Raw genomic sequence first — 24,956 nt, forward strand, 5'->3', positions numbered from 1 at the left:
GCCGTCAGAAGACGGTGATCGCAGTGACGACGAGGCCGTCGGAGACCGCCCAGCGTCCGTCGAAGGAGGTGAGCGGTGCGCCGCTGGTGGTGTCGCCGGGAACCAGCAGCCGGGAGCGGAAGGTACCGGTGACGGTCGAGCGTCCCGCCGAGTCGGCATCGCGCTCGAAGGTGATGTGCGCGTCCTCGAATCCGAGCCACCGCCCGGTCAGCGGGTACCAGGCCTTGTACGTCGCCTCCTTCGCGCAGAACAGCAGCTTGTCCCACTGCACCTCGTCGTCGGTGCGGGTGGCCAGGACCTCGCGCTCGGCGTCGATGCTCACGGCCTTCAGCACGCCGTCCGGCAGCGGTTCGTGCGGTTCCGCGTCGATGCCCACCGAGCGGACCTGCAACGCGTAACCCACGGCGGCGGCGCGATAGCCGTCGCAGTGTGTGAGCGAGCCGACCACGCCGCCCGGCCACACCGGCGATCCCATCTCGCCGCGCAGGATCGGACCGGGCTCGAGTCCGAGCCGGCCCATCGCGAGCCGGGCGCAGTGCCGCGCCGATGTGAACTCGCGCTTGCGCTTGTCGACGGCTTTCTCCACGAGGTGGGCCTCGCGCGGGTGCGGGGTGAGACCGGGCGGATCCTCGAACAGCTCCTCGGCGACGACGCCGCGCGCGAGCAGCCCGCCGAGCAGGGAGGTCTCTCGTGCCGTCGTCACAGTCGCTTCTCCGCTCGCATCTTCTCCACTTCCGCTTCCATCTCCGGCGTGACCGTGAAGTGGCCGCCGAACTTGTTCAACGATCCCGGCGGGTACTCGGGGACCGGAAGAATTTGTCGCAGCACCTGATCCGGGAGTCCGCGGCGCTTCCACTCGCGCGGGTAGCCCACCGACACCTCCTCGAACCGGACGCCGTCGTAGTACGTCGTGCGGGGGATGTGCAGGTGGCCGTAGACCGCACACAGGGCGTTGTAGCGGGTGTGCCAGTCCTTCGTCGCCGTGGTTCCGCACCAGAGGGCGAACTCGGGATAGAACAGCACCTCGGTGGGCTGCCGCACCAGCGGCCAGTGATTGATGAGCACCGTCGGGATGGACGTGTCCACCTCGGCCAACCGCTTCTCGGTGATCGCCAACCGCGCCGCGCACCACGCGTCCAGGGAGGCGTACGGCGTCGGGGTGATGAGGAACTCGTCGGTGGCCACCACGTTGCGGCTGCGCGCCAGCGCCAGACCGTCGAGCTTGTTCGTGGTGCCTGCGGGCAGGAACGAGTAGTCGTACAACACGAACATCGGCACCAGCGTGACAGGGCCCACATGTCCCGACCCGCCCCCGGCCTGCCCGACCTCCCCCTCCCACACCGGGAACGGGTCCTCGGGCGTCAGCACACCCAGTTCCCGGCACATCGTGACCAGGTAGTCGTAGCGGGCCTCACCGTGCATCTGCACCGGGTCCTTGACCGTGGTCCACAGCTCGTGGTTTCCCGGCACCCAGATCACGGTGTCGAACTTGGACTTCAGCTCGGCGAGCGCCCAGCGGATGTCGTCCGTCTTCTCCGACACGTCTCCGGCGACGATCAGCCAGTCCTCGGGGCTCTCCGGTTCGATGGCCTCGGTGACGGGCCGGTTGCCCTTGTGACCGACGTGGATGTCGCTGACGGCCCACAACTTGGCTGGCACACTCACGACCCTTCTGCGGTTGATGTTCGGCTCCCGACGGTATCGGTCCCCGTTCTGATCCAGGCGCCCGACGCGGTCCGCCAGACCACGGAGACCGCTCTCAGGCTGACGAACACCATCAGGCCCACCCAGATTCCCGGCAACCCCCAGTCGAGAATCGCCGCGAGCCAGATCAGCGGCAGAAATCCGACGACGGCGCTCGCGAGAGTCGCGTTCCGCAGGAAGGCGGCGTCACCGGCCCCGAGCAGCACACCGTCGAGGGCGAACACGATGCCGGCGACGGGGATCAGCGTGACGAACAACCACCAGATGCTGTCGATGCTCGTCAGGGTCGACGAGTCGGACGTGAAGAGCGGCGGAATCACGCCGTGGGTCGCGGCGAACAGTCCTGCGAGTACCACGGCGAAACCGACGGACCACGCGGTCACCCGCGAGGCGAGCATCGACGCGGCGCGGCCACGCCCCGCTCCCAACGCGGCGCCGACCAGGGACTGCGCGGCGATGGCCAACGAGTCCAGCATCAACGCGACGAGATTCCACAACTGCAGAACCACCTGATGGGCACCGACCGCACCGGCACCGAAGCGGGACGCCACGGTCACCGCGGACAGGAAACAGGCCTGGAAGGCGAACGAGCGGAGCACGAGGTCCCGGCCGAGGACGAGCTGGCGGCGGATGATCGCGAGATCCGGCCGGAGCGAGCGGGTCCGCGGCCCGCGCATCAGGGCGGAGACGAACAGCGCCGCTGCGACGGCCTGGCCGATGACATTGGCCACGGCGGATCCGACGAGGCCGAGGGCCGGAACGCCGATCAGACCGTGCACGAGTACGGGACACAGCACGGCCGACAGCGCGAGCCCCGCCACCACGTACCGCAACGGCCGCACGGTGTCCTGCACACCGCGCATCCACCCGTTCCCGGCGAGCGTGACGAGGATCAACGGGGTTCCGAGCACACCGACCCGGAGCCACGTGGTGGCCTCGGCGGTGATGTCTCCCCCGCCGCCCAGCACCGACAGGATCGGGTTCGCGAAGAGCTGGACCACCAGGATCAGCAGGAGGCCGAGCACCACTGCGAGCCACGTGGCCTGGACGCCCTCGTTGCGGGCGTCGTCGTCCCGGCCCGCACCGTGCAGCCTGGCCGCGCGCGCGGTCGTCCCGTACGAGAGGAACGTCAGCTGCGTACCGACCTGGGCGAGAACGAGGCCACCGACGGCCAGACCCGCGAGCGGGAGGGCGCCGAGTCGACCCACCACGGCGGAATCGAAGAGCAGGTAGAGCGGCTCGGCAACGAGGACGCCGAGTGCGGGGAACGCGAGGCCGAACAGGGTGCGCGCGGACACCCGCCCGTCCACGGCGGAGCGATCGGTCACCCGAGCGCGGCGACCAGGGCGTCGACGTCGTCCTCGATCGGGCCCGTCGCGGTGTAGCCGGCGGAGAACTTGTGGCCGCCACCACCCAGTGCGGACGCCACGACGGAGACGTCGACGCTGCTCTTCGCGCGCAACGACACGGCCCAGCCCGCCTCGTTCTGCTTGAAGACCGCGGCCACCTCGGCCTCTGCGGTGGTGCGCACGATGTCCACGACGCTCTCGATCTCCTCGGGACGCAGTCCGCGAGAGTCCTCGAGTCGCACGATCGCGTAGACGAGCCCACGGGATCCGGCCGCGTCCGGCACCAGGCGCGCCGAGCCCAGGACGGCGCCCAGCATCGGCAGCCAGGCGAAGGGGTGGGTGTCGAGCAGGCGACGCGAGATGGCCGCGCCGTCGATCCCGGTCGCGAGAAGTCGCTCGGCCAGCACGTGGGAGCCCGGCCGCACCCACCGGAACGACCCGGTGTCGGTCACGAGGCCGGCGAACAGACAGTGCGCGAGGTCCCGATCGATCTCGACGCCCCACTCGTCGAACAGCACGGCGACCACCGCGGTGGTGGACTCCGCACTCGCGTCGATCACGTGATGTGTGCCGTAGAAGGTGTTGGACCGGTGATGGTCGACGACCAGGGACACGGCGCCGTCCAACCGGTCACCCAGTGAGCCGAGCCTGCCTCGGCTGCCCGCGTCCACGGTGACCACCAGATCCGCGTCCGCCGGGACCTCGGCGGGCGGCACCAGGAACTCTGCTCCCGGCAGACCGATCATCGACTCGGGCAACGAGGCGGGCGCCGCGAACGACACCGTCGGCCGCGCGCCGCGACGCGAGAGCGCGATGGCCAGGGCGAGCGCGCTGCCGATGGTGTCGGCATCGGGTTGCACGTGGCACAGCAGAGTCACTGTCCGGGCGTCCTCGAGAAGACGGACGGCCTTCTGCAGGTCTGCGCGCAGCGTGTCGGTCACCGGGGTCTCAGAGCTCGTCGGTGTCGCTTCGAGGCACCTTGTACGGATCCGGATCACCGGCGGGCTGCGCTCCCGCAGCGGCCTGAGCCACCTTGTCGTCGATCTGGCGGGCACGCTCGAGCAGTTCCTCCATGTGGCGCGCGGTGTCGGGCACCGTGTCCGCACGGAAGGTCAGCGTCGGGGTGAAGCGCACGCCGGTACCGGCACCGACCTTGGTGCGCAGAGCGCCCTTGGCCTTCTCCAGACCCAGCGCGGCAGCCTGGAAATCGGGCTCGGCGTCGAGCGTCTCGCCGCGCACGGTGTAGTAGACGGTGGCGTCGTGCAGGTCCGGGGTCACCTTGGTGTCGGTGACCGTCACGAACGACAGCCGGGGGTCCTTGATCTCGTGATCGATGGCCGTCGCGACGATCGCACCGATGCGCTTGGCCAGTTTACGAGCGCGGGCTTGGTCCACCACGATGCGTCTCCTTCGTCCATCAGTCCTCGGGCCCGAACACTCGGCGCCGAACTGCGAGTAGTTGTAGTTCCGGCCTCTCGGCCACGTGTCGCTCGCACGAGTCGAGTACCTCGTGCAGGTGGGCGACGTCCCCGGTGGCGATGGCGACACCCACCATCGAACGACGGTAACGCTCCTGTTCCCCGGTCTCGGCGGCCGACACACCGAAGCGCTGCAGGGCAGCGACGACGGGCTTGATCACCGAACGTTTCTCCTTCAGCGAATGTACGTCGCCGAGCAGGATGTCGAGTTCGAGAGCACCGAGAAACACGAGCACCTCATCGATAGCAGGGTCGGACACCGTCTTCGACGAACGGGTGTGGCCCGCGGACATACCGCGGGCCACACTCGTACGTTCTCGTCGATCAGTCGCGCGGCTTCTCCCGAAGCTCGTACGCCTCCACCACGTCTCCGACCTTGATGTCGGAATACGTCACCGTCAGACCACACTCGTAGCCCTCGCGGACCTCGGTGGCGTCCTCCTTCTCGCGCCGGAGCGACGAGATGGTGACGAGCTCGGCGACCACGTTGTTGTCACGCAGCAGTCGAGCCTTCGCGTTGCGGCGCACCAGACCCGAGGTGACGAGGCAACCGGCGATGTTTCCGACCTTCGAGGAACGGAACAGCGCGCGGATCTCGGCCTGGCCCAGCGTGACCTCTTCGTAGACCGGCTTGAGCAGACCCTTGAGGGCCTTCTCGATCTCGTCGATCGCCTGGTAGATCACCGAGTAGTACCGGATGTCCACGCCCTCGCGGTTCGCCAGCTCCGTCGCCTTGCCCTCGGCACGGACGTTGAAGCCGATGATGATCGCGTTGGACGCCGATGCCAGGTTGACGTTGGTCTCGGTGACACCACCGACACCACGGTCGATGACGCGGAGTTCGACCTCGTCGTCGATCTGGATACCGACGAGTGCCTCTTCCAAGGCCTCCACGGTGCCGGAGTTGTCGCCCTTCAGGATCAAGTTGAGCTGCGACGTCTCCTTCAGTGCGGCATCCAGATCGTCGAGGCTGATCCGCTTGCGCGACTTCGCTGCCAGCGCGTTGCGCTTGCGAGCGTTGCGGCGGTCCGCGATCTGACGGGCGATGCGGTCCTCGTCGACGACGAGCAGGTTGTCACCGGCACCCGGCACCGACGTGAAGCCGATGACCTGGACGGGACGCGACGGGAGCGCCTCGATGACGTCCTCGCCGTGCTCGTCGACCATGCGACGGACGCGGCCGTAAGCATCGCCGGCGACGATCGAGTCACCGACACGCAGGGTTCCGCGAGCGATGAGCACGGTGGCCACCGGTCCGCGACCACGGTCGAGATGCGCCTCGATGGCGACACCCTGTGCGTCCATGTCCGGGTTGGCGCGCAGATCGAGCGCCGCGTCGGCTGTCAACAGCACTGCCTCGAGAAGGGCATCGATGTTGGTGCCCTGCTTGGCCGAGATGTCGACGAACATCGTGTCGCCGCCGTACTCCTCGGCGATGAGGCCGTACTCGGTCAGCTGCTGCCGGATCTTGTCCGGGTTCGCGCCTTCCTTGTCGATCTTGTTGACCGCGACCACGATCGGCACGTCTGCTGCCTGGGCGTGGTTGATCGCCTCGACCGTCTGCGGCATGACGCCGTCGTCGGCCGCGACCACGAGGATCGCGAGGTCGGTGGCCTTCGCACCACGGGCACGCATGGCCGTGAAGGCCTCGTGACCGGGGGTGTCGATGAAGGTGACCAGACGCTCGTTGCCCTCGAGCTCCGTGAGGACCTGGTAGGCACCGATGTGCTGCGTGATGCCACCGGCCTCGCCCTCACGCACGGTGGCGTTACGGATCGAGTCCAGCAGTCGCGTCTTGCCGTGGTCGACGTGACCCATGACGGTGACCACGGGGGGACGCTGCTCGAGCTCGTCCTCACCGCCCTCGTCCTCGCCGTAGGTGAGGTCGAACGAGTTCAGCAGTTCGCGGTCCTCGTCCTCCGGGCTCACGACCTGGACGACGTAGTTCATCTCGCCGCCGAGCAGTTCGAGCGTCTCGTCGTTGACCGACTGAGTCGCCGTCACCATCTCGCCGAGGTTGAACAACGCCTGGACCAGAGCAGCGGGATTGGCATCGATCTTGTCCGCGAAGTCCGAGAGCGACGCGCCGCGGGCGAGACGGATGGTCTCACCGTTGCCACGGGGCAACCGCACGCCACCGACTGCGGGGGCCTGCATCGACTCGTACTCGGCGCGCTTCGCCCGCTTCGACTTGCGGCCACGACGGACCGCGCCGCCGGGACGACCGAACGCGCCTGCCGCGGCACCGCGCTGGCCGGGACGGCCACCGCCACCGGGACGACCACGGAAGCCGCCACCGGCAGGTGCGCCGGCACCGGGAGCTCCGGGAGCTCCGCCGCCGCCACCGCGGTAGCCGCCGCCACCGGCACCGCCGGGACGACCGCCCGGTGCGCCGCCGGGACGACCCGGACGGCCACCCGCTGCGGGAGCGGGACGAGCCGAACGACTCGGCATGGCACCGGGGTTCGGGCGAGGAGGCATGGAGCCGGGATTGGGTCGCGGCCCACCGGGACGCGGTCCACCCTGACCTGCGGGGGGACGACCTGCTCCGCCCTGAGCGGGTGCGCCGCCGGCCGGACGAGGTCCACCCTGGCCCGGAGCCGGACGCGGTGCGCCGGGTCGAGGACCGGCCTGTCCCGGAGCGGGACGCGGCGCGGGGCGCTCGACAGGTGCGGACGAGTAGGGATTGTTGCCGACGCGCGGTGCCTTCGGTCCCGGCTTGGGGCCGGGAGCAGCGGGACGGCTCGGAGCCGACGCGGCGGGCGCCGACGCTGCCGGTGCCTCGGGGGCGGGTGCCGCCGGAGCAGCCGGGGCCGCGGGAGCGGCCGGTGCTGCGGGAGCGGCCGGTGCTGCGGGTGTCGGAGCGGCGGGAGCCGACGGTGCCGGAGCCTGCGCGGCGGGCGCCTCGGGTGCTGCTGCGGCCGGTGCCTCGGGGGCGGCCGGAGCCGGCTTCGGACCGGGCCGGGGGCCGCCCGGCTTCGGGCCTGCGCCGTTTCCGGACGGACGGGTGCCGGTCGACGGTGCCGCGTCGCCGGACGCGGACGGGTACGACTCACGGAGACGTCGCGCGACCGGTGCTTCCACGGTCGACGACGCCGACTTCACGAACTCGCCCTGCTCTTTCAGCCGAGCGAGTAGATCCTTGCTGGTGACACCGAGTTCTTTAGCCAACTCGTGCACGCGGGCCTTGCCTGCCACTGCTCTCCTCACTGAGAGGTCGAGCGCGGCTCCTATGGCAGGCGCCCGCACGACCTCGGGTTATCTCGAAACGATGTTCATCGTCGGTGCTTCACGGTGTGCTCATGAATTCGTGTACCTGTTCTCCTCGTGGCGCGGCGAGGTGCCGCGACCGTTCGGCCGGTCGATCGAGTGTGGTTCACACCCTCACGGTGCGAACTCCCGGGCAAGCGCCGACAGGTCCAGCGGACCGGTCACGCGCAAGGCACGCCCGAAGGCTCGACGTCGCTCCGCCTGCTGCAGACAAGTCGCGTCGGGATGCAACCATGCACCCCGGCCGGGCAGTCTGCGGCGATGATCGACCACGGCGCTGACCGTGCCGGTGTCGGAGACGCCGGCGACGATCCGCACCAAGGCGGAAGGCGACTCACGCTGTCTGCATCCTACGCACGTACGCACCGGTCCAGCAGGTGCGGACGCGGTGTCGTCGGACAACGCGTGTCGAGCCGTGTCACAGTCTAACGCGGATTCGGTCCGGTTCGGAACGTCGCCCGCTCGCGCGCGCCGACTCAGTGATCGTCCTCGGTCGGCGCGGCGTCGCTCCGGATGTCGATACGCCACCCGGTCAGGCGCGCGGCGAGCCGTGCGTTCTGACCTTCCTTGCCGATCGCGAGCGACAACTGGTAGTCGGGCACCACCACACGCGCAGCGCGGGCGGCCGCGTCGACGACCGTGACAGAGACAACCTTCGACGGTGACAACGCATTCCCGACGAACACGGCGGGATCGTCGTCGTAGTCGATGATGTCGATCTTCTCGCCGGCCAGCTCGCTCATGACATTGCGGACACGCTGGCCCATCGGACCGATGCACGCGCCCTTGGCGTTCAGGCCGGACACCGACGTCCGCACGGCGATCTTCGACCGGTGTCCCGCCTCGCGGGCCACCGACACGATCTCGACGGACTCGTCCGCGATCTCCGGCACCTCGAGCGCGAACACCTTGCGGACCAGGTTGGGGTGCGTCCGGGACAGGGTGACCTGCGGGCCGCGATTTCCGCGGGTGACGCCCACGACGTAGCACTTGATGCGATCGCCGTGCTCGTACGTCTCACCGGGCACCTGCTCCGCCGGCGGGATCGTGGCGTCCACGCCCTCGGAGTCGCTGCCGATCCGCACCACGACCGTGCCGCGGGAATTCAACCGCGCGTCGGCCTGGATGACACCGCCGACGATCTCGCCCTCGTGCGTCGAGTACTCGCCGAACGACTTCTCGTTCTCGGCGTCCCGGAGTCGCTGCAGGATGACCTGACGCGCGGTGGTCGCGGCGATGCGGCCGAAACCCTCGGGGGTGTCGTCCCACTCGGAGACGAAGTTCCCGTTCTCGTCGGTCTCGCGCGCCATCACGCGGACCTCGCCACTCTTGCGATTCACATCGATGTAGGCGTCGGACCGGTGACCGGCCGTGTGCTTGTACGCGGTGAGCAGCGCGCTCTGCAGCGTCTCGATCACCGCGTCGATGGTGATGCCTTTCTCCGCCTCGATCGCGCGGAGGGCAGTCATGTCGATGTTCACGTCGTTATCGGCTTTCGTCGTCTGAGTCGTCGTCTTCGTCACCGGAGACGGGCTCCTCCGGCGGATTCAGCGGATCGAAGCGTCCGGGCGTCACGCCGCCCGCCATCTCGAGCTCCGCAGGGTTGGGCTTCTTGAACTCCACCTGCACGGTGGCCGACGTGACCGCGTCGAGCGGCACGGTGCGCAGCGTCGGACCGGTGCGCGAGCGGAGTACGAGATCCAGTTCGGCCGTTCCGCCCTCCGAGGTCCTGAGCTCGCCGACGCGGGCGTCGATCGTCTCGTCCCCGAGCACGACGGTGACCATCCGGCCGCGAGCACGACGCCAGTGGCGAGGCTCGGTCAGGGGTCGATCGACACCGGGCGTGGTCACCTCGAGGTTGTACGCGGTGTCCCCGAATTCGGTTGCCGCGTCCAGGATGTCGGAGATCTCGTGACTCAGTCGAGCGAGCGCGTCGAGCTCGAATCCGGAATCCCGGTCGACGATCACCTTGACGACGCTGTGGGCACCGGCCTTCGAGACGGTGACGTCCTCGAGATCGAGATCGCCGTCGGTGAACCCCGGGCCCGCCACGTGTGCGGAGAGGAGTGCGACGACCCTCTCCCTGGATGGAACCGGCATCGCTCGACCACTCCTCGCTGAAGTTGTACAGCTCGCCACCGGCGAACTGGGAAGGGACCACGATACCGCGACCGGGGCGCGTCTCCCGACACGCTGCGTCGTCGCGGCGGGAGTGCTCGTGTCCGGCGCGGGGACGGTGTCCGTGTCTGGCACGATGACCGGGTGCCACCGACAGTTCCGCACCGACCGGTCTTCCTGCACGGCCGCAGTCTCTCGATGCTCTCGCGGCGCACGATGTTGCGCGGTGCGGGAGCAGTGGTCGCGGGCACGACGATCCTCGCCTCGACGGTCGCGTGCTCGGACGGTGCGCAGGACGACGAGGCGCCGCAGCCCGATCCGCTCGCAGCGCATGCCGCACGGGCCCGCAGCGACGCTGCCGCCGCGACGGCGGCGATCGCGCAGAACCCGGCGGCGGTCGACACTCTCACCGTGATCGCCGATCAGCGGACCGCCCACGCCGACGCGCTCGACGCCGAGATCGCGCGCCTCACTCCCCCGCCCACGGTGTCCGGAACCGCCGCTGCGGAGACCGGCACTGCCGAGCCGGTTCCGGCCCCGGCACTCACCGAGCTGTCCACGGCCCTGTCGGACGCGGGCCGCAGCGCAGCCGACGACGCGCGTGCGCTGTCCGGCTACCGAGCGGGCCTGCTCGGGTCGATCAGTGCCGCGTGCACGCTGGCGTCCGCGGCGGTGGCCGGATGAGTGACCTCGGCCCGGAGCAGCAGGCCCTCGTGGACGCGCTGAACGTGGAGTTCGCCGCCGTCTTCGCCTACGGCGTCATCGCCGCGTTCTCGAACCCCACCCGCGATCCGATGGTCGCGCAGTACGCCGCCGATCACCGAGCGCGGCGCGACGGCACGATCGACGCCCTGACCGCGGCCAGCGTCACCGCACCCGAACCCGCAGCCGGGTACACGGTGCCGTTCCCGGTGACCGACGCGGTGGCGGCGGCACGACTCGCGGCGCAGGTCGAGGACGACGCCGCGGTCGCCTGGCGGTCGGTCGTCGAACGGGCCCAGTCCGGCCACACCCGCGACATCGGCATCGTCGCCCTCACGGACTCCGCTCGGCGCGCCTCGGCGTGGAAGGCGATCCTCGGCATCTTCCCGTCGACGGTGGCCTTCCCCGGCACTCCGGCGACCTGATCCTTCCGCCGGTCGGGAACTCGGCTCAGGGCTGATCCGTCACGGCGGCGACGATCACCGCGGCGCCCGCCGTCCACGACGCTGCGGCGAGCCGTGGGTGACTGTCGACCATGTCCTGCACCGCCGTCCACGTCGCCCCGTCGGCGTCGCCGGTGACCACCACGGCGGTCCCGGGTCGACCGAGCACCAGCGCCCACTCGAGGTACTGCACGGCCTCGGCCGCACCGGCCCGTGAGACGTCGGCGGACACCACACCGAAGGTCGTGTCGTCGTCCGTGCGGAGCTGCGGCAACGATCCGGCGGGTTCGCCGGCGACGATCACCACCCTGGCTCGAGCCGACTCCGTGTCGGCCCGGACGGACGCGACACTCCCGTCCGCGGCGAGCACCACGACGGATCCGTGCTCACCGACCGCGGCGGCCGCGAGAGCGGCCGAGCGGCCGTGCGTCGGCGCGATCAACAGGACTCGTCGGGCATCGACGAGTCGGGCCAGGACGGCAGGAAGAGACTCGCTCGACGAAGAGGTGCTCACACGGGTCGCCCGACCGCGCGCAGGACCTCCCGGCCCGCCGACTCGGCCGGAACGTCGCGAGCCTCACCGGTGAATCGATCCTTCAGCTCGACGGTGCCGTCCGCCCAGCCGCGACCGAGGACGACGACGAGCGGCACACCGATCAGTTCGGAATCCTTGAACTTCACGCCGGGAGACACCTTGGGACGGTCGTCCAGAATGACCTCGAGTCCGTGCGCGTCGAGTTCGACGGCGAGCGCCTCGGCACCCTCGCGCGCGCCCACGTCCTTGTTGGCGATGACGATGTGCACGTCGGCGGGTGCGACGGACGCGGGCCACCGCAGACCCTTGTCGTCGTGCATCTGCTCGGCGATGACAGCCACCAGGCGGGAGACGCCGACGCCGTACGAGCCCTGGAGGAGGCGAGTGGGCTTGCCGTTCTCGCCGAGGACGTCGACCGCGAAGGCGTCGGTGTACTTGGTACCGAGCTGGAAGATGTGGCCGATCTCGATGCCGCGAGCGGACACCAGTGCACCGCGGCCGTCCGGCGAGGGATCACCGTCGCGCACCTCGGCGGCCTCGATGGTGCCGTCCGCGACGAAATCACGGCCCGCGACCAGATCGACGACGTGCTTGCCCTTCTCGTTCGCGCCTGTGATCCACGCCGTGCCGTCGACGATGCGAGGGTCGACGAGGTAACGCACGCCGTTGTCCTGCAACGCCTTCGGTCCGATGTAACCCTTGACGAGGAACGGGTTGGCGGCGAAGTCTGCGTCGCCCAGCATGACGAACTCGGCAGGGGCGAGGGAGGCCTCGAGGCGCTTCTCGTCCACGTCGCGGTCACCGGGAACGCCGATGGCGAGCAGTTCCCATTCACCGCCGGGGATGCGCGTCTTGAGCAGCACGTTCTTCAGCGTGTCCGCCGCGGTGACCGTGCGGCCGAGATCGGCACCGTTCGCCCAGTCGACGAGCGTCGCGATGGTCGGGGTGTCGCCGGTCTCGTGCACCGTCGGCTGCGGCAGACCCTCGAGGGGGATCGACGGCGGAGCCGTCGTCGTGACGGCCTCGACGTTCGCGGCGTACCCGGACTCGACACACCGCACGTAGGTGTCCTCGCCGACCACCGATTCCGCGAGGAACTCCTCGGACGCGCTCCCGCCCATCGCACCGGACGTGGCCGCGACGATGACGTAGCTGACACCGAGGCGCTCGAAGATCCGCTGGTACGCCTCCCGATGGGCCTCGTAGGAGGTCTTCAGACCCGCCTCGTCCAGATCGAACGAGTACGAGTCCTTCATGACGAACTCACGGCCGCGCAGGATGCCGGCACGCGGACGCTCCTCGTCGCGGTACTTGGTCTGGATCTGGTACAGCGTGACCGGCAGGTCCTTGTAGGAGCTGTACTCCCCCTTGACCGTCAGCGCGAAGAGTTCCTCGTGCGTCGGCCCGAGCAGCATGTCGACGCCCTTGCGATCCTTCAGCCGGAACAGCCCGTCGCCGTACTCGGTCCAGCGATTGGTCACCTCGTAGGGTTCACGCGGCAGCAACGCCGGCAGCGAGATCTCCTGGCCACCGATCGCGTTCATCTCCTCGCGCACCACCTGCTCGACGCGGCGCAGCACCCGGAGTCCGAGCGGCAACCACGAGTACACCCCGGGAGCGATGCGACGGACGTAGCCGGCGCGCACCAGGAGCTTGTGGCTCGGTACCTCGGCATCGGCGGGATCGTCGCGGAGCGTGCGCAGGAACAGGTGGGACAGACGGGTGATCACAGGCGCACAGCCTAGTCCGTGGGTGTGTCGGTACCGTTCCTGCCGTGCTCGTTCTTCTGCCACCGTCCGAAACCAAGTCCGCGGGGGGCCGCGGTGATCCGCTCGATCTCGACCAGCTGTGGCTCCCGGAGCTCACCGACGTGCGATCGACGCTGGTGGACGCTCTGGTGTCCCTCGCCGACGATCCCGTGGCCTCCCGCACGGCCCTGGGTCTCTCGCCGAAGCAGGACGACGAGATCGAGCGCAACGCTGCCCTGACGGTCTCGGCGACGAGACCGGCCCTCGAGCGCTACACCGGAGTGTTGTTCGACGCGTTGGACGCGGCATCCTTCACCCGCGCGCAGAAGGCCAGGGCTCGGCAGCGCCTCGCGATCGGGTCCGCCCTCTTCGGTGCGGTGCGAGCAGACGATCCGGTTCCGGCGTACCGGCTCTCGGGCGGGTCCGCACTGCCCGGGCTCCCCACGCTCCGCGCCCTGTGGAAGCCGGTGCTGCCCGCGGCGGTCACCGCGGCCGCCGACGGTCTCGTCGTCGATCTGCGCTCGGGAATCTACCGCAACCTGGGCCTGATACCCGGCGCCGTCACCGCCACCGTCCTCACTGAGCAACCCGACGGATCCCGCACCGTCGTCAGCCACTTCAACAAGCATCACAAGGGACTGCTGGCACGGGCGCTGACCGTCACCCGCGCCGAACCCACGAGCGCACGGGCCGTCGCCGCGGTCGCCGTCCGCGCGGGACTCCGAGCCGAGGTCGCATCGCCGACCGAGGTGATCGTGCTGACCGAATGAACCCGGTCCCGGAACTGCTGCAGCGCGGCGCCGATGCCGCCGTCGGTCGCACCGCTTCGCAACGCGTGGTGGACGACGTCGCGGACCAGCTGGTCGCCTGCACCGACGCGGATCCCCTCGCTCAGGGGTCCGTCACGCTCCTGTCCACGATCACCGCGCTGTACGAGGAGGGGTGGCAACCGCTCGACCTGCTGCACGTGGTCCGCCGCCACTGCACCGCCGAGGTCACCGGGCTCGCCGCGGCGGCTCTCCTGCACGAGGCCGAGCTGTCCGACGCCACCTCGCGCGCGCCCGCGAGCTGGGTGCGCCAGGTGAAGGAGATCCGGGCACTGCGCCCGGACGTCGAGTCACCGGTCGATGCGACTCCGAGCCTGCTCGCCGCGCGTCTACGCCTCGGCGGTGCGTCCGACTACATTGCCGTCAGTGACCAGTGGATCGCTGTGCTCACGCTGCTCGGGCGGTGGCAGAGCCTGCCCCGACTCACCCGGATCGGTGCGCTGCCCTCGCAGTGGCCGTCGGCCCGGACCGCACGCCTGCTGCCGCCCGACACCGTCGTCGGGTCCGGCATGCTCGGGCGCATCAGGGGGCTTCTCGCCAAGGCGGACTCGACCGAGTTCGAGGAGGAGGCCGATGCGTTCACCGCGAAGGCGCAGGAACTGATGACGAAGTACTCCGTCGACACCCTGGTGCTCGCCGAGGGCCGGACCGACGTCGTGAGCAGGCGGGTGCATGTCGACAATCCGCATGCGGATGCGCGTGCGCAGTTGCTGCACGTGGTGGCGACGGTCAACCGCACGCGAGTGGTGTGGGACACCGATCACGCCATCGCGACGGTGGTGGGTGCGCCCGTCGACGTGGAGCAGACCGAGATGCTCTTCACCTCGCTCTCGGTGCAGGCGGCGCGCGCCCTGGCTCGCGCTCCCCGACCGGCTCGGCGGAAGAAGGCGGCATCCGGGTTCGACACCGCGTTCCTGTGGGCCTACGCCGTGCGGCTGGGTGAACGCCTCGCCGAGTCGGACGCACTGGCCCTCGAGGAGGCGACTCGACGCTCCGGCGATCTGCTGCCGATGTTGGCGATGCAGACCGTGGCCGTCGAGGCCGAGGTCGAGCGGCTGTTCCCGGCCACCCGGTCGGTCCGTGGACCCCGGCTGGACCTCGCGGGATCGGAGTCCGGCCGGGCGGCGGCGAACGAGGCGGAGCTGCCCGCCGACCGTCAGCGGTGAACGGCGTCCTGGGCTGCCTTGGCCTGGGCGACGTCGGCCGCGCTGTAGCGGATGAACAGCGCCGAGACCGCGGCGACGGCGGCGAGTACGGCGCAACCGAGAAGAGCGAACGTGTAGCCCTCTCCCAGCGCGACGATCTCCGGTCGCGTCATGTCGACGGCCGAGCCCGTCCGACCGCCCAGTGAGAGCGTCTTCGACGCCGCCATCGCGCTGACCACCGCGAGGCCGAGCGGGCCACCCAGGTTCTGCGCGACGAGCGAGATGGCGGTGAGGGGCCCGATGTTCTTCTGGTCGACGTTGGCGATCGCGCACAGCGGAAGGGCGATGACGGCGAGTCCGACACCGAAACCGATGCCGCCGATGGGCAGGAACAGGTTCTTCCAGTACGTCGACTCCACTGTGATGGTCGACGCGAAGATCAGGTACCCGACGGTGAGGACCGCACCGGTCGCAATGATCCAGCGCGGTGCGACCCGCGGCGCCAGCCACGACGACGCGACGGCGGCGAGCGCCATGCCGCCTCCGAACGGGATGAAGGAGATGCCGGCGCGCAGCGGGCTGTAGTCCAACACGTCCTGGACGAACACCGCGACGATCACGGTCATCGCGAACAGGGCGCCGCCGGAGAAGAAGATGGCGACGAAGGTGGCGACGCGGTCCCGGTCGTGGAAGAGCTCGAAGGGGAGCAGTGGGTTCCGGGCGCGCCGCTCGACGGTGAGGAACGCGAGCAGCAGGACCAGACCGACGACGATCGCGGTGAGAGTGACGACGTCCGTCCAGCCTCGCTCCGGACCCTCGACGATGCCGAACACGACACCGGTGGATCCGAGCGTCGCGAGGATCGCCCCCGGCACGTCGAGGGGCGCCCGTTCGCCGGCCGTCTCGGTGAGCGCGCGCCACCCCAGGGCCAGGATGGCGAGTCCGATCGGCACGTTGATGAGGAAGATCCACCGCCACGAGACCTCGGTGAGCGCGCCGCCGATGATGAGACCGGAGAAGGAGCCGACACCGGTCATGGCCGCGTAGATGGCGATGGCCTGATTGCGGACGGGCCCGGGCGCGAACGTGGTGGCCACCAGTGCGAACGCCGTGGGCGACGCGACGGCGGCGCCGGCGCCCTGGATCACCCGGGCCAGCACCAGCATCGCCTCGTTCTGCGCGAGTCCGCAGGCCGCGGACGCCACCGTGAACAGCGCGACTCCCACGAGGAACATGCGCTTGCGCCCGAAGGCGTCGCCCAGGCGCCCGCCGAGGAGCATCAGACCGCCGAAGGCCAGCACGTACGACGAGACGACCCAGTTGCGACCGGCATCGCTGAGGCCGAGTTCGGCCTGCAGCGGGGCGAGCGCGAGGTTCACCACGGTGCCGTCGAGCACGGCCATCAACTGCATGCCGCTGAGCGCGATGATCGCGAGCCCGAAGGCCCGCTCGGTCACGGGATAGGTCATCGGCCGGGTCACGAGGCCGCGCCGATCTCGGCCGCGGCGTCGAATCCCGCCACCGGTCCGATGACGATGATGGCCGGTGGGCGCACGTTCTCCGAGCGCACCCGCTCGGCGACGGTGGCCAGATCTGCCCGGACCACCCGCTGCGACCGCGTCGTGCCCTCCTGGACCACCACCACCGGCGTGTCCGCGGCGCGCCCGTTCTCCACGAGCACGTCCGCGAAGGCTCCGATGCGCTCGACCGCCATGAGCAGCACGATCGTGCCGCGCAGCCGACCCAGGGACGGCCAGTCGATGAGTGAGTCCGGGTGATCCGGGCGCAGATGACCGCTGACGACGACGAACTCGTGCGTGACTCCACGGTGGGTGACCGGGATGCCTGCGGCGGACGGCACCGAGATGGCGCTGGTGATGCCGGGAACGACGGTGACGGGAATGCCCGCTGCGGTGCACGCTTCGAGTTCCTCGTACCCGCGACCGAAGACGTAGGGATCGCCGCCCTTGAGGCGGACCACGAACCGGCCGGCGCGGGCATGCGTGATCAACGCGTCGTTGATGGCCTCCTGCGCCATGAACCGGCCGTACGGGATCTTCGATGCGTCGATCACCTCGACGTGCGGTCCCAGTTCGGCCAACAGCTCGGGTGGCGCGAGACGGTCGGCGACGACCACGTCGGCACGCGCCAGCAGACGGCGTCCCCGCACGGTGATGAGGTCCGGGTCTCCCGGTCCTCCGCCCACGAGTGCGACCCCCGCGATCGACGTCTCCGGCGCGTCCGCGATGGCCCCGGACTGCAGCCCGTCCAGCACGGCGTTGCGCACGGCGGCGGACCGGCGATGTTCTCCGCTGGCGAGCACGCCGACGGTCAGACCGTCGTACTCCGCGCTGGCAGGCGTGACCGCCGTGCCGTCTCTCGCCACGTCCGCGCGCACGCAGAAGATTCGGGAGCGCGCCGCTTCCGCGACGACGGCCGCGTTTGTCTCGGCGTCGTCGGTGCAGGCGATGGCGTACCAGGCCTCGTGCAGATCGCCGTCGCGGTAGTCGCGCAGCTCCAGCTCGATCTGACCGAAGCTCGCCATGCCCTCGACCGCCGGGGTGGCCTCGCGGGTGATGACGACGACCTTCGCGCCGCACGACACCAGCAGCGGGAGCCGCCGCTGCGCGACACTGCCCCCGCCGACGACGACCACGCGACGACCGGCCAGATCGAGCCCTGAGAGGTAGGGAGAATCGGTCGCGTCCACGTCGGAAGACCCTACCTGTCGTGGCACGAGCGCAACTTCTCGCGCTGCACGGGCACGATCAGCGCTGCCGCACCCCGGACGGCGTGAGGTCGTAGCGCGCCGTGGTGCTGAGGGTCTGACGCCCGTCCACCACCGCGGCGTGGTTCACCTCGAGCCGCAGCGCCTGCGAGTCCGTGGTCAACGACATCACCCCGTTGTCGAACCAGGGACCCGCCTCCGTGCTCCACTCCGCGTGCACCGGTTCTGCCTTCGCTCCGCGCGCCAGGCGCGCGAGCATCCTCGCCACCGGGCGACGGATCGCCAGGCGATTGACCGCCCGGATCGGCAGGTTCAAGGGATTGCGGAACGGCGACATCGTCAGCTGGTACAGAGACGTCGACGTCGACACACGGGTCTCCGCCTTCGCGACGTAGGAGCAGTGCACATCACCCGACAACCACACCACCGACTTCGGCGCGTCCGGTCCCACGACCACCTCGTCGACCAGATCCACCATGTCGCCGAAGGACTTTCCGAACGCGGCCCAGTGCTCGAGATCGAGCGCGATACGCAGCTTCTCCCCGATCCGACCGAACCGCTTCCCCCACGCGCCCTGCGCCACCGCCTCGTTCCACTGCTCCACCGCGTGCAGCCCCGGAAGCATGAGGAAGGGCAGCGACGACCCCAGGAGCACGTGCTCCTTGCCCGAGTTCAGCGTGTGCTCGCGCACCCACGCCCACTCGACGTCGTCGACCATGGCCCTGCGCTCGGGCGACAGGTCACGCGAACACCGGCTGTCGATCATCACCAGACGCGTGTTGCCGATGTCACGGTGATAGCTCCAGCGCGCCGAGGACGGTTCCGCGTCCGCCTTCAGGGCGAACTCGGCGAGCAGCGTCTCACGCTCGCAGTCGCTCGCGGCGGATCGCACGGCCGCGTACATCGCGTCGTCCTCGAGTTCGCGCGGGGACAGGTTGCCCAGGTGCTGGTAGACCCAGTACGACGAGAAGGCGCCGATCACGCGGTCCTCCCACCAGGACGCCTGTGTCACCTCCGCGCGCCAGTCCGCGGAGGAGTTCCAGTCGTCCCGCAGATCGTGGTCGTCGAGGATCATGCACGTCGGGACCGTGGCCATCAGGTGGCGGACGCGGTCGTCGCCCCACGACTCCTGGTAGAGCCAGGTGTACTCCTCGAAGTCGCAGATCTCGTCCTCGACCTCCTCCGAGCGGGCACCGGCAGCACGCTCGCCGGCCTCGCGCCGGGCGTGCAGGCGCTCGACGATCTCGGGCGACGGATCGTCCGCGTAGACCTGATCGCCGAGGAAGACCAGGAGATCCGGCCAGGTGTCGGGCTCCTCGCTCGCGACGCGGTCGGCGAGCCCGACCAGCGCGTCGGCGCCGATGCGCGTCAACGCCTCGTCGCTGTAGGTGTCACCCCGCCTGCAGGATCCGAAGGCGACGGTGACGGGCTCGTCGTCGCACATCGTGTGCACGGCGGCCCGGCGATCGGGAGTGGGCCACACCTGCTCGCCGTCGATCGCGACGGTGTAGTCGACGAGGGAGTTCTGGGGCAGATCCTCGACGGCGACGAGGGCGTAGTGGTGCCCGTGGAGACCCCACGTGCGCTCGTCCACCGAGGCGCCCGAGGACGTGGTGACCGTGACGGTGCAGGAGTGCGACGTCTCCACCCAGAAGGTCGCGCGATCGGTACTGACGTAGCGGACGAACGGCCCCAGGATCAGTCTCTGGTCGATGTCGGTCATTCGATCCAGATTGCCACCATTGCCCGATTTCCGCGCCGTTCACCGGCAACCTGTCGGAAAAGTCTCCCGACGAGATGTCCGGGAAAAGCCGCCGCGGGGCACGTAGATGTCCCAATTGACGTGTGCGACAGGGGATGTTTACGTTGTTTGGATGACTGTGCGGATGTATTCGGTCGACGATGTCGCCGACATGCTGGGGCTGCACGTGCGCACCGTCCGCGGCTACGTGCGGTCCGGGCGCCTCCCGGCCGTCCGCATCGGCAAGCAGTACCGCATCTCCGGCGAGGACCTCGAGACGTTCACCGGGCAGTCCGCCTCCACGTTGCGCACCGAGCATCGCGTCGAGGTCACCTCGATCGTCGACATCGACACCGTCGACCGCGAGACCGCAGATCGGCTGACGGCACTGCTCGCCAGGGCCACCGGGGAGGCGCGACCCGACAGCGAACCGTTGCGCGTCAACACCGCCTACGACGCGCAACGCGACCGGCTCAAGGTCGTCGTCCTCGGCGCCCCCCGCGAGGTGTCCCGGCTCCTGGACTATCTGGAGGGACTGCTCGCGGCGTGATCGGCGGACGGCCGACAGGCCGCCACGAACCGAGCGAATCCGCGGGCCGTCGCCACCGGATGGGTGTGCAGATACGACGCGTGCACCCGTCCGCCCACTCCGACGGATCCCTCCTGCACCGTGCTGCCGTCGCGCCGCCAGGCCCACGCGGGATCGAACGCCCCCGCCCGGACGACGTGGGTGCGGTGGAACTCGTGGCCGGTGATGCGCTGGCCGACGTCGAACATCACCGACTCCGTCAGCGCCACCGCCTCCCGATAGCCGAGGGTGAGCCGCGACCCGAACTCGACGTCGAGGTCGAGCACTCCCGCCATGCGGTGCCCGTCCAGCGAGGTGGCCAGGTACAGCAGGCCGGCGCACTCACCGTGCACCGGCCACCCGGCGTCGGTGAGAGCGCGGATGTCGTCCAGCAGTGACTCGTTGGATGCCAGCTCGGCGGCATGGAGCTCGGGGAAACCGCCGGGAACGACCAGGCCGGTGGCGCCCTCGGGCAACCGGTCGTGGCGCGGATCGAACACCGCCACGTCCGCTCCCGCGGCACGCAGCACCTCCGGTTGCTCGGCGTAGCCGAACGTGAACGCCGGGCCGCCGGCGACGGCGACCACCGGACGCGGACCCTCCATCCGCTCCCCCACCGCGGCGTCCGGACTCCACGGCTCCGCGGTCGGAACCTGCGCCGTCGCCGCGATGCGAGCGAGCGCGTCGACGTCGACATGGCGAGACACCAGCTCGGTCATCGCCGCGACGGCGTCCACCGCGGCGGAGCCGTGCTCGGCGGCGGTCACCAGGCCGAGGTGACGCGACGGCACCTCCAGCGCGCCGGCGCGAGGCACCGACCCGATCACGGGAATGCCGACCCGGTCGCAGGCCTGTCGCAGCACCGCCTCGTGTCGCTCGCTGCCGACCCGGTTGAGGATCACCCCGGCGATGCGGACCGAGGGGTCGTACGTCGAGAACCCGTGGACCAGCGCGCCGATGCTCTGGCTGTGCCCTCGCGAATCCACCACGAGGATCACCGGCGCACCGATCGCGGCCGCGACCGCGGCCGTGGACCCTTCCGCAGCTGCTTCCGCTGCGTGGGGGTCGATGCGACCGTCGAAGAGACCCATGACGCCCTCGACGACCGCGATGTCGCAACCGCTCGCACCCCAGCGCAGCGCAGGCACCATCGCGTCGCGGCCCATCATGACGGCGTCGAGGTTGCGACCGGGCCGGCCCGCAGCCACGGCGTGATACCCGGGATCGATGTAGTCCGGGCCGACCTTGAACGGGGCGACCCGCTGTCCGGCGGCGCGCAGTGCGCCCATGATGCCGGTGGCGATGGTGGTCTTGCCGCTGCCGGACGAGGGGGCAGCGATGACGACGGCGGGCAGGTCGTTCACCATTCGATGCCGCGCTGACCCTTGCGACCCGCGTCCATGGGGTGCTTGACCTTCGACATCTCGGTGACCAGATCCGCGGCATCGAGCAGCGCGGTGGGTGCGTTGCGGCCGGTGATGACGACGTGCTGGTTGCCGGGCCGGTCGGTGAGGGTGCGCACCACGTCGTCGACGTCGATCCATCCCCAGTGCAGCGGATAGGTGAACTCGTCGAGGACGTAGAAGCGGTGCCGTTCGTCGCGGATGCGCGCCGCGATCTCCGCCCACCCTTCACGGGCGTCCTCGGCATGGTCGACCTCGTCGCCGCGCTTGCGCGACCAGGACCATCCCGAGCCCATCTTGTGCCACTCCACGGCGCCGCCGACGCCGGACTCGTCGTGCAGATCGCCGAGGGTGCGGAACACCGACTCCTCGCCGACCTTCCACTTGGCGCTCTTGACGAACTGGAAGACCGCGACGTCGAAGCCTTGGTTCCACGCGCGCATCGCCATGCCGAACGCAGCGGTGGACTTCCCCTTCCCGGGGCCCGTGTGGACGGCGAGGATGGGAAGGTTGCGACGCTGCCTGGTGGTCAGGCCGTCGTCGGGAACGGTGCCGGGTGCCGGAACTCCCTGTGGCATGGACGATCTCCTCAGGCTGCGGCCCGGACGACGCCGGCCACGCTCGCCGACGACAGTTCGGGCAGTGAGATGTAGGTGCCGCGCAGGGCGGTCGCGAGGTCGCGGGCTAGTCCGAGGCGAACCATCCCGGATTCGCAGTCGACGACCACGGAAGCCACCTTGTCCGCGGCCAGCAGTGCGGCGGCGTGACGGGCCCTCCCCACCGGATCGGGTCCACCGGTGGCTCGACCGTCGGTCAGGGTGACGACGAGGGCACGACGTCCCGGCTCCCGGACCCGTTCGCGTGCGACGACATCGCGTGTCGTCAGGAAGCCCGAGGCGAGCGGCGTTCGGCCGCCGGTGCGTACGTCGCGGAGACGGGTGACGGCGACGTCCACCGACCGGGTCGGCGGAAGGATCACCTCCGCGTCGGTGCCACGCACCGAGACGACAGCGACGCGGTCGCGGCGTCGGTAGGCGTCGCGTAACAACGACACGACGGCACCGGTGACCGCGGACAGTCGATCACGCGCCGCCATCGAACCGGACGCGTCGACGACGAAGACGATCAGATTGCCTTCGCGCCCTTCGCGATCGACGCCGCGCAGATCACCGCCCGCGATGGACAACCGGCCGGACTCGGCCGCTCCCCTGCGCTCGGCGGCACGCATCAGAGTGCCGACGAGATGGAGTGAGCCGCCGGTGAAGTCGGTCGAACGCACGACACGACCCGAGGACACCCGCGCGCGCGAGCGACGGCCGGGTGCGCCGTCGCCGACACCGTCGATCTGCAGGAGTCGAGCATCGAAGCCGTCCCCGGACGCGGCGGTTCCGGAGCTGCCACCGGTCGACGGCCGCGGGGGCGGTTCGTCGGCCGGCGGTGCATCGTCGGAGCTCGAGTGTTCAGGAGCACCGTCCTCGGTAGCGGGATCGGGTGCGCCACCGCCGTCCGGGTCCGGATCGGGCTCGGGGTCGGGGTCGGGGTCCGAGTTCCGCACGTCCTCGTCCGCTCGAGACATCGCGTCGTCCAGCTCGCCGTCCGCGAGCCCCGGCGCATCGAACGGATCGCGCCGACGTCGATGCGGCAACGCCAGTTCGACAGCGACGCGCACGTCGTCCTCGGTCACTGTGGCCCCACCCCGCCACGCGGCGTGAGCGGTCGCGGTGCGCGCGACGACGAGGTCACCGCGCATCCCGTCGACGTCGAAGGCCGCACACACGGCCGCGATACGGCGCAGTTCCGAGTCGGGGAGCTCGACGTCGGCGACACGGTCCCGCGCGAGGGCGATGCGGGCCGCGATCTCTGCGTCGGCGTCGGCATGCGCCTCGGCGAACGCCTCGGCGTCGCGTTCGTAGTCGAGTCGACGGCGGACGACCGTCATCCGCGTGTCGACATCGCGGGAGGCGGAGACGTCCACGGCGAGGCCGAAGCGATCGAGCAGCTGCGGTCGTAGCTCCCCCTCCTCGGGATTCATGGTGCCGACGAGCACGAAGGTCGACGGGTAGGAGTGCGAGATGCCGTCCCGCTCGACGTGAACCCGGCCCATGGCCGCCGCATCGAGCAACAGATCGACGAGATGGTCGTGCAGGAGGTTGACCTCGTCGACGTACAGCAGGCCACGGTCTGCGGCCGCGAGCAGACCGGGGGTGAAGGCGCGTTCGCCGTCACGGACGATGCGTTCGAAGTCGATGGATCCGACGACTCGATCCTCGGTCGCACCGACGGGCAGTTCGACGAGCCGAGCGGGCCGGGTGCCCGCCGAGTCCGTGACGGGGGGCATCAGCGCCGTCAGCGCGCGCACGGCGGTCGATTTCGCCGTGCCCTTCTCGCCGCGTACGAGCACACCGCCGATACCGGGGTGAACGGCACAGAGTGAGAGCGCCAACAGCAGTCGGTCCTGACCGACGATGGCGGAGAACGGATATCCGGGATTCACGCGTGTGGTCCTGTTCGACCTCGGTGACCGCGCCGAGGAGTCGAGACGATGCTGCGCGTGGTCTTCTCACGCAGCAGTGACACGAACACTCAGCGATCTGGCTCCGTGGTCCGACCTCCGGAAGGAGGCCGGGCCACGTCACAGTGGCGGGACCGCGCCCGAGTCTCACGGGCTTCTCCGAGACGTTCGTCGGTTGTTCAGTGTCGGTGCAGGCGTGTCAGTTCTTGTCGCCTTCGCTCCAGGGACTGCCGCCGCCGCGCCGCATGGGCGTGTGCGGGATGCCGTCCTCGAGAACTTCCTGACCGTCCGGGTAGAACCCGTGCTTGGCGTACATCTCCACCAGGTAGCTCTGAGCGTTGATGCGGCACGGGGACGACCCGACCTCCGCCAGAGCCGCCCGCAGCAGACGCGTGGTGTGACCCTGCCCGCGCGAGGAGCGGTGGGTGCACAGGCGCCCGATGCGGAACGACTTCTCGCCGTCGTCGTGCTCCTCGAGGAGACGCAGTGTGCAGACCACGCTGCCGTCGCGCTCGAGCCAGAAGTGGCGGGTGTCGGAGAGCAGGTCCTTACCGTCGAGCTCGGGGTAGGCGCAGGCCTGCTCCACCACGAACACCTCCACGCGCAGCTTGAGAAGCTCGTAGAGGGTCTCGTTCGACAGGTCGAGTGCCCAGGATCGCTTGAGTGTTGCAGTCGCCGTCGTCAT

General features: G+C 69.9%; 24 protein-coding genes and 1 riboswitch. Of the genes, 5 read left to right on the forward strand and 19 right to left on the reverse strand.

The window, feature by feature from the left end:
• Window positions 1–4: 4 nt before the first annotated feature.
• The 10 genes from JOE30_RS15875 to rimP all read right to left on the reverse strand — a co-directional run bounded on the left by JOE30_RS15875 (window position 5) and on the right by rimP (window position 9,901).
• Window positions 5–679, reverse strand: a complete 675-nt coding sequence (locus JOE30_RS15875) for a 4'-phosphopantetheinyl transferase (RefSeq protein WP_204870449.1) — start codon at window positions 677–679, stop codon at window positions 5–7.
• Between the two features lie 20 nt (window positions 680–699).
• A complete protein-coding gene (locus JOE30_RS15880; protein ID WP_204867789.1) occupies window positions 700–1,659 on the reverse strand; it encodes a metallophosphoesterase in 960 nt (319 codons plus the stop codon).
• 2 nt (window positions 1,660–1,661) lie between these two features.
• Window positions 1,662–3,032 (reverse strand): MATE family efflux transporter, encoded by a 1,371-nt coding sequence (locus JOE30_RS15885; RefSeq protein ID WP_307806197.1) that lies wholly within the window; start codon window positions 3,030–3,032, stop codon window positions 1,662–1,664.
• Window positions 3,029–3,994, reverse strand: coding sequence for a bifunctional oligoribonuclease/PAP phosphatase NrnA (locus tag JOE30_RS15890; RefSeq protein ID WP_307806198.1), 966 nt, complete (start codon window positions 3,992–3,994; stop codon window positions 3,029–3,031). The genes JOE30_RS15885 and JOE30_RS15890 overlap by 4 nt, the downstream gene beginning before the upstream one ends.
• Before the next feature lie 7 nt (window positions 3,995–4,001).
• Window positions 4,002–4,451, reverse strand: coding sequence for a 30S ribosome-binding factor RbfA (gene rbfA, locus JOE30_RS15895; protein ID WP_027505079.1), 450 nt, complete (start codon window positions 4,449–4,451; stop codon window positions 4,002–4,004).
• 19 nt (window positions 4,452–4,470) lie between these two features.
• Window positions 4,471–4,761 (reverse strand): DUF503 domain-containing protein, encoded by a 291-nt coding sequence (locus JOE30_RS15900; RefSeq protein WP_027505078.1) that lies wholly within the window; start codon window positions 4,759–4,761, stop codon window positions 4,471–4,473.
• A gap of 94 nt (window positions 4,762–4,855) precedes the next feature.
• Complete coding sequence (infB, locus tag JOE30_RS15905) at window positions 4,856–7,729, reverse strand: translation initiation factor IF-2 (protein ID WP_204867791.1); 2,874 nt, start codon at window positions 7,727–7,729, stop codon at window positions 4,856–4,858.
• Between the two features lie 186 nt (window positions 7,730–7,915).
• Window positions 7,916–8,119 (reverse strand): YlxR family protein, encoded by a 204-nt coding sequence (locus JOE30_RS15910; protein ID WP_371831722.1) that lies wholly within the window; start codon window positions 8,117–8,119, stop codon window positions 7,916–7,918.
• Window positions 8,120–8,277: 158 nt separating this feature from the next.
• Window positions 8,278–9,282, reverse strand: coding sequence for a transcription termination factor NusA (nusA, locus tag JOE30_RS15915; protein ID WP_204870453.1), 1,005 nt, complete (start codon window positions 9,280–9,282; stop codon window positions 8,278–8,280).
• Window positions 9,283–9,286: 4 nt separating this feature from the next.
• Window positions 9,287–9,901 carry a ribosome maturation factor RimP gene (gene rimP, locus JOE30_RS15920; RefSeq protein WP_204867793.1) on the reverse strand — a complete coding sequence of 205 codons (615 nt, stop codon included), beginning with the start codon at window positions 9,899–9,901 and terminating at the stop codon, window positions 9,287–9,289.
• A 162-nt stretch (window positions 9,902–10,063) separates the two neighbouring features.
• Here rimP and JOE30_RS15925 point away from each other — a divergent pair, with 162 nt between their 5' ends.
• Window positions 10,064–10,603 carry a hypothetical protein gene (locus JOE30_RS15925; protein ID WP_307806199.1) on the forward strand — a complete coding sequence of 180 codons (540 nt, stop codon included), beginning with the start codon at window positions 10,064–10,066 and terminating at the stop codon, window positions 10,601–10,603.
• The gene (locus JOE30_RS15930) at window positions 10,600–11,046 is read left to right on the forward strand and encodes a ferritin-like domain-containing protein (protein WP_027505072.1); all 447 of its coding nucleotides are present in this window, start codon (window positions 10,600–10,602) and stop codon (window positions 11,044–11,046) included. Before JOE30_RS15925 ends, JOE30_RS15930 begins: the two co-directional genes overlap by 4 nt.
• A 25-nt stretch (window positions 11,047–11,071) precedes the next feature.
• On the opposite strand, the gene JOE30_RS15935 is transcribed toward JOE30_RS15930, so the two are convergent.
• Window positions 11,072–11,578 carry a hypothetical protein gene (locus tag JOE30_RS15935; protein WP_204867795.1) on the reverse strand — a complete coding sequence of 169 codons (507 nt, stop codon included), beginning with the start codon at window positions 11,576–11,578 and terminating at the stop codon, window positions 11,072–11,074.
• The gene (locus tag JOE30_RS15940; protein WP_204867797.1) at window positions 11,575–13,329 is read right to left on the reverse strand and encodes a proline--tRNA ligase; all 1,755 of its coding nucleotides are present in this window, start codon (window positions 13,327–13,329) and stop codon (window positions 11,575–11,577) included. Before JOE30_RS15940 ends, JOE30_RS15935 begins: the two co-directional genes overlap by 4 nt.
• A 44-nt stretch (window positions 13,330–13,373) precedes the next feature.
• Here JOE30_RS15940 and yaaA point away from each other — a divergent pair, with 44 nt between their 5' ends.
• Complete coding sequence (gene yaaA / locus JOE30_RS15945; RefSeq protein WP_204867798.1) at window positions 13,374–14,117, forward strand: peroxide stress protein YaaA; 744 nt, start codon at window positions 13,374–13,376, stop codon at window positions 14,115–14,117.
• Window positions 14,114–15,340, forward strand: coding sequence for a DUF2786 domain-containing protein (locus tag JOE30_RS15950; protein ID WP_204867799.1), 1,227 nt, complete (start codon window positions 14,114–14,116; stop codon window positions 15,338–15,340). The genes yaaA and JOE30_RS15950 overlap by 4 nt, the downstream gene beginning before the upstream one ends.
• Here JOE30_RS15950 and JOE30_RS15955 read toward each other — a convergent pair.
• The 3 genes from JOE30_RS15955 to JOE30_RS15965 are packed head-to-tail and all read right to left on the reverse strand — an operon-like array spanning window position 15,331 to window position 19,770.
• Window positions 15,331–16,788 carry an MFS transporter gene (locus tag JOE30_RS15955; protein WP_204867800.1) on the reverse strand — a complete coding sequence of 486 codons (1,458 nt, stop codon included), beginning with the start codon at window positions 16,786–16,788 and terminating at the stop codon, window positions 15,331–15,333. The two genes, JOE30_RS15950 and JOE30_RS15955, sit on opposite strands and share 10 nt — an antisense overlap.
• 8 nt (window positions 16,789–16,796) lie before the next feature.
• Window positions 16,797–18,029: a uroporphyrinogen-III C-methyltransferase gene (gene cobA, locus JOE30_RS15960; protein WP_204867801.1), complete on the reverse strand. Its 1,233-nt coding sequence runs from the start codon at window positions 18,027–18,029 to the stop codon at window positions 16,797–16,799.
• Between the two features lie 58 nt (window positions 18,030–18,087).
• Window positions 18,088–19,770 carry an alkaline phosphatase D family protein gene (locus JOE30_RS15965; RefSeq protein WP_204867802.1) on the reverse strand — a complete coding sequence of 561 codons (1,683 nt, stop codon included), beginning with the start codon at window positions 19,768–19,770 and terminating at the stop codon, window positions 18,088–18,090.
• Window positions 19,771–19,921: 151 nt separating this feature from the next.
• Between JOE30_RS15965 and JOE30_RS15970 the strand changes: the two genes are divergently transcribed.
• The gene (locus JOE30_RS15970; RefSeq protein WP_204867804.1) at window positions 19,922–20,338 is read left to right on the forward strand and encodes a helix-turn-helix domain-containing protein; all 417 of its coding nucleotides are present in this window, start codon (window positions 19,922–19,924) and stop codon (window positions 20,336–20,338) included.
• Here the strand turns inward: JOE30_RS15970 and JOE30_RS15975 are convergent.
• The 4 genes from JOE30_RS15975 to JOE30_RS15990 form a co-directional block, all read right to left on the reverse strand.
• Window positions 20,311–21,723, reverse strand: a complete 1,413-nt coding sequence (locus JOE30_RS15975) for a cobyrinate a,c-diamide synthase (RefSeq protein WP_204867806.1) — start codon at window positions 21,721–21,723, stop codon at window positions 20,311–20,313. The genes JOE30_RS15970 and JOE30_RS15975 overlap by 28 nt on opposite strands.
• Complete coding sequence (gene cobO, locus JOE30_RS15980) at window positions 21,717–22,337, reverse strand: cob(I)yrinic acid a,c-diamide adenosyltransferase (protein ID WP_204867809.1); 621 nt, start codon at window positions 22,335–22,337, stop codon at window positions 21,717–21,719. The genes JOE30_RS15975 and cobO overlap by 7 nt, the downstream gene beginning before the upstream one ends.
• Before the next feature lie 11 nt (window positions 22,338–22,348).
• Window positions 22,349–24,253: a VWA domain-containing protein gene (locus JOE30_RS15985; protein WP_204867811.1), complete on the reverse strand. Its 1,905-nt coding sequence runs from the start codon at window positions 24,251–24,253 to the stop codon at window positions 22,349–22,351.
• Between the two features lie 94 nt (window positions 24,254–24,347).
• Window positions 24,348–24,431, reverse strand: a riboswitch (cobalamin riboswitch).
• Between the two features lie 39 nt (window positions 24,432–24,470).
• Window positions 24,471–24,956, reverse strand: a complete 486-nt coding sequence (locus JOE30_RS15990) for a GNAT family N-acetyltransferase (protein ID WP_027505061.1) — start codon at window positions 24,954–24,956, stop codon at window positions 24,471–24,473.

The sequence above is a fragment of the Rhodococcus sp. PvP016 genome (assembly GCF_017832185.1).
GTDB lineage: Bacteria > Actinomycetota > Actinomycetes > Mycobacteriales > Mycobacteriaceae > Rhodococcoides.

Coding starts and splice junctions, on each gene's coding strand:
- JOE30_RS15930 (WP_027505072.1), top strand. CDS start 10,600: ATGAGTGACCTCGGCCCGGAGCAGCAGGCCCTCGTGGACGCGCTGAAC.
- JOE30_RS15955 (WP_204867800.1), bottom strand. CDS start 16,788: ATGACCTATCCCGTGACCGAGCGGGCCTTCGGGCTCGCGATCATCGCG.
- JOE30_RS15950 (WP_204867799.1), top strand. CDS start 14,114: ATGAACCCGGTCCCGGAACTGCTGCAGCGCGGCGCCGATGCCGCCGTC.
- rimP (WP_204867793.1), bottom strand. CDS start 9,901: ATGCCGGTTCCATCCAGGGAGAGGGTCGTCGCACTCCTCTCCGCACAC.
- JOE30_RS15990 (WP_027505061.1), bottom strand. CDS start 24,956: ATGACGACGGCGACTGCAACACTCAAGCGATCCTGGGCACTCGACCTG.
- JOE30_RS15970 (WP_204867804.1), top strand. CDS start 19,922: ATGACTGTGCGGATGTATTCGGTCGACGATGTCGCCGACATGCTGGGG.
- cobO (WP_204867809.1), bottom strand. CDS start 22,337: ATGCCACAGGGAGTTCCGGCACCCGGCACCGTTCCCGACGACGGCCTG.
- JOE30_RS15975 (WP_204867806.1), bottom strand. CDS start 21,723: ATGGTGAACGACCTGCCCGCCGTCGTCATCGCTGCCCCCTCGTCCGGC.
- JOE30_RS15965 (WP_204867802.1), bottom strand. CDS start 19,770: ATGACCGACATCGACCAGAGACTGATCCTGGGGCCGTTCGTCCGCTAC.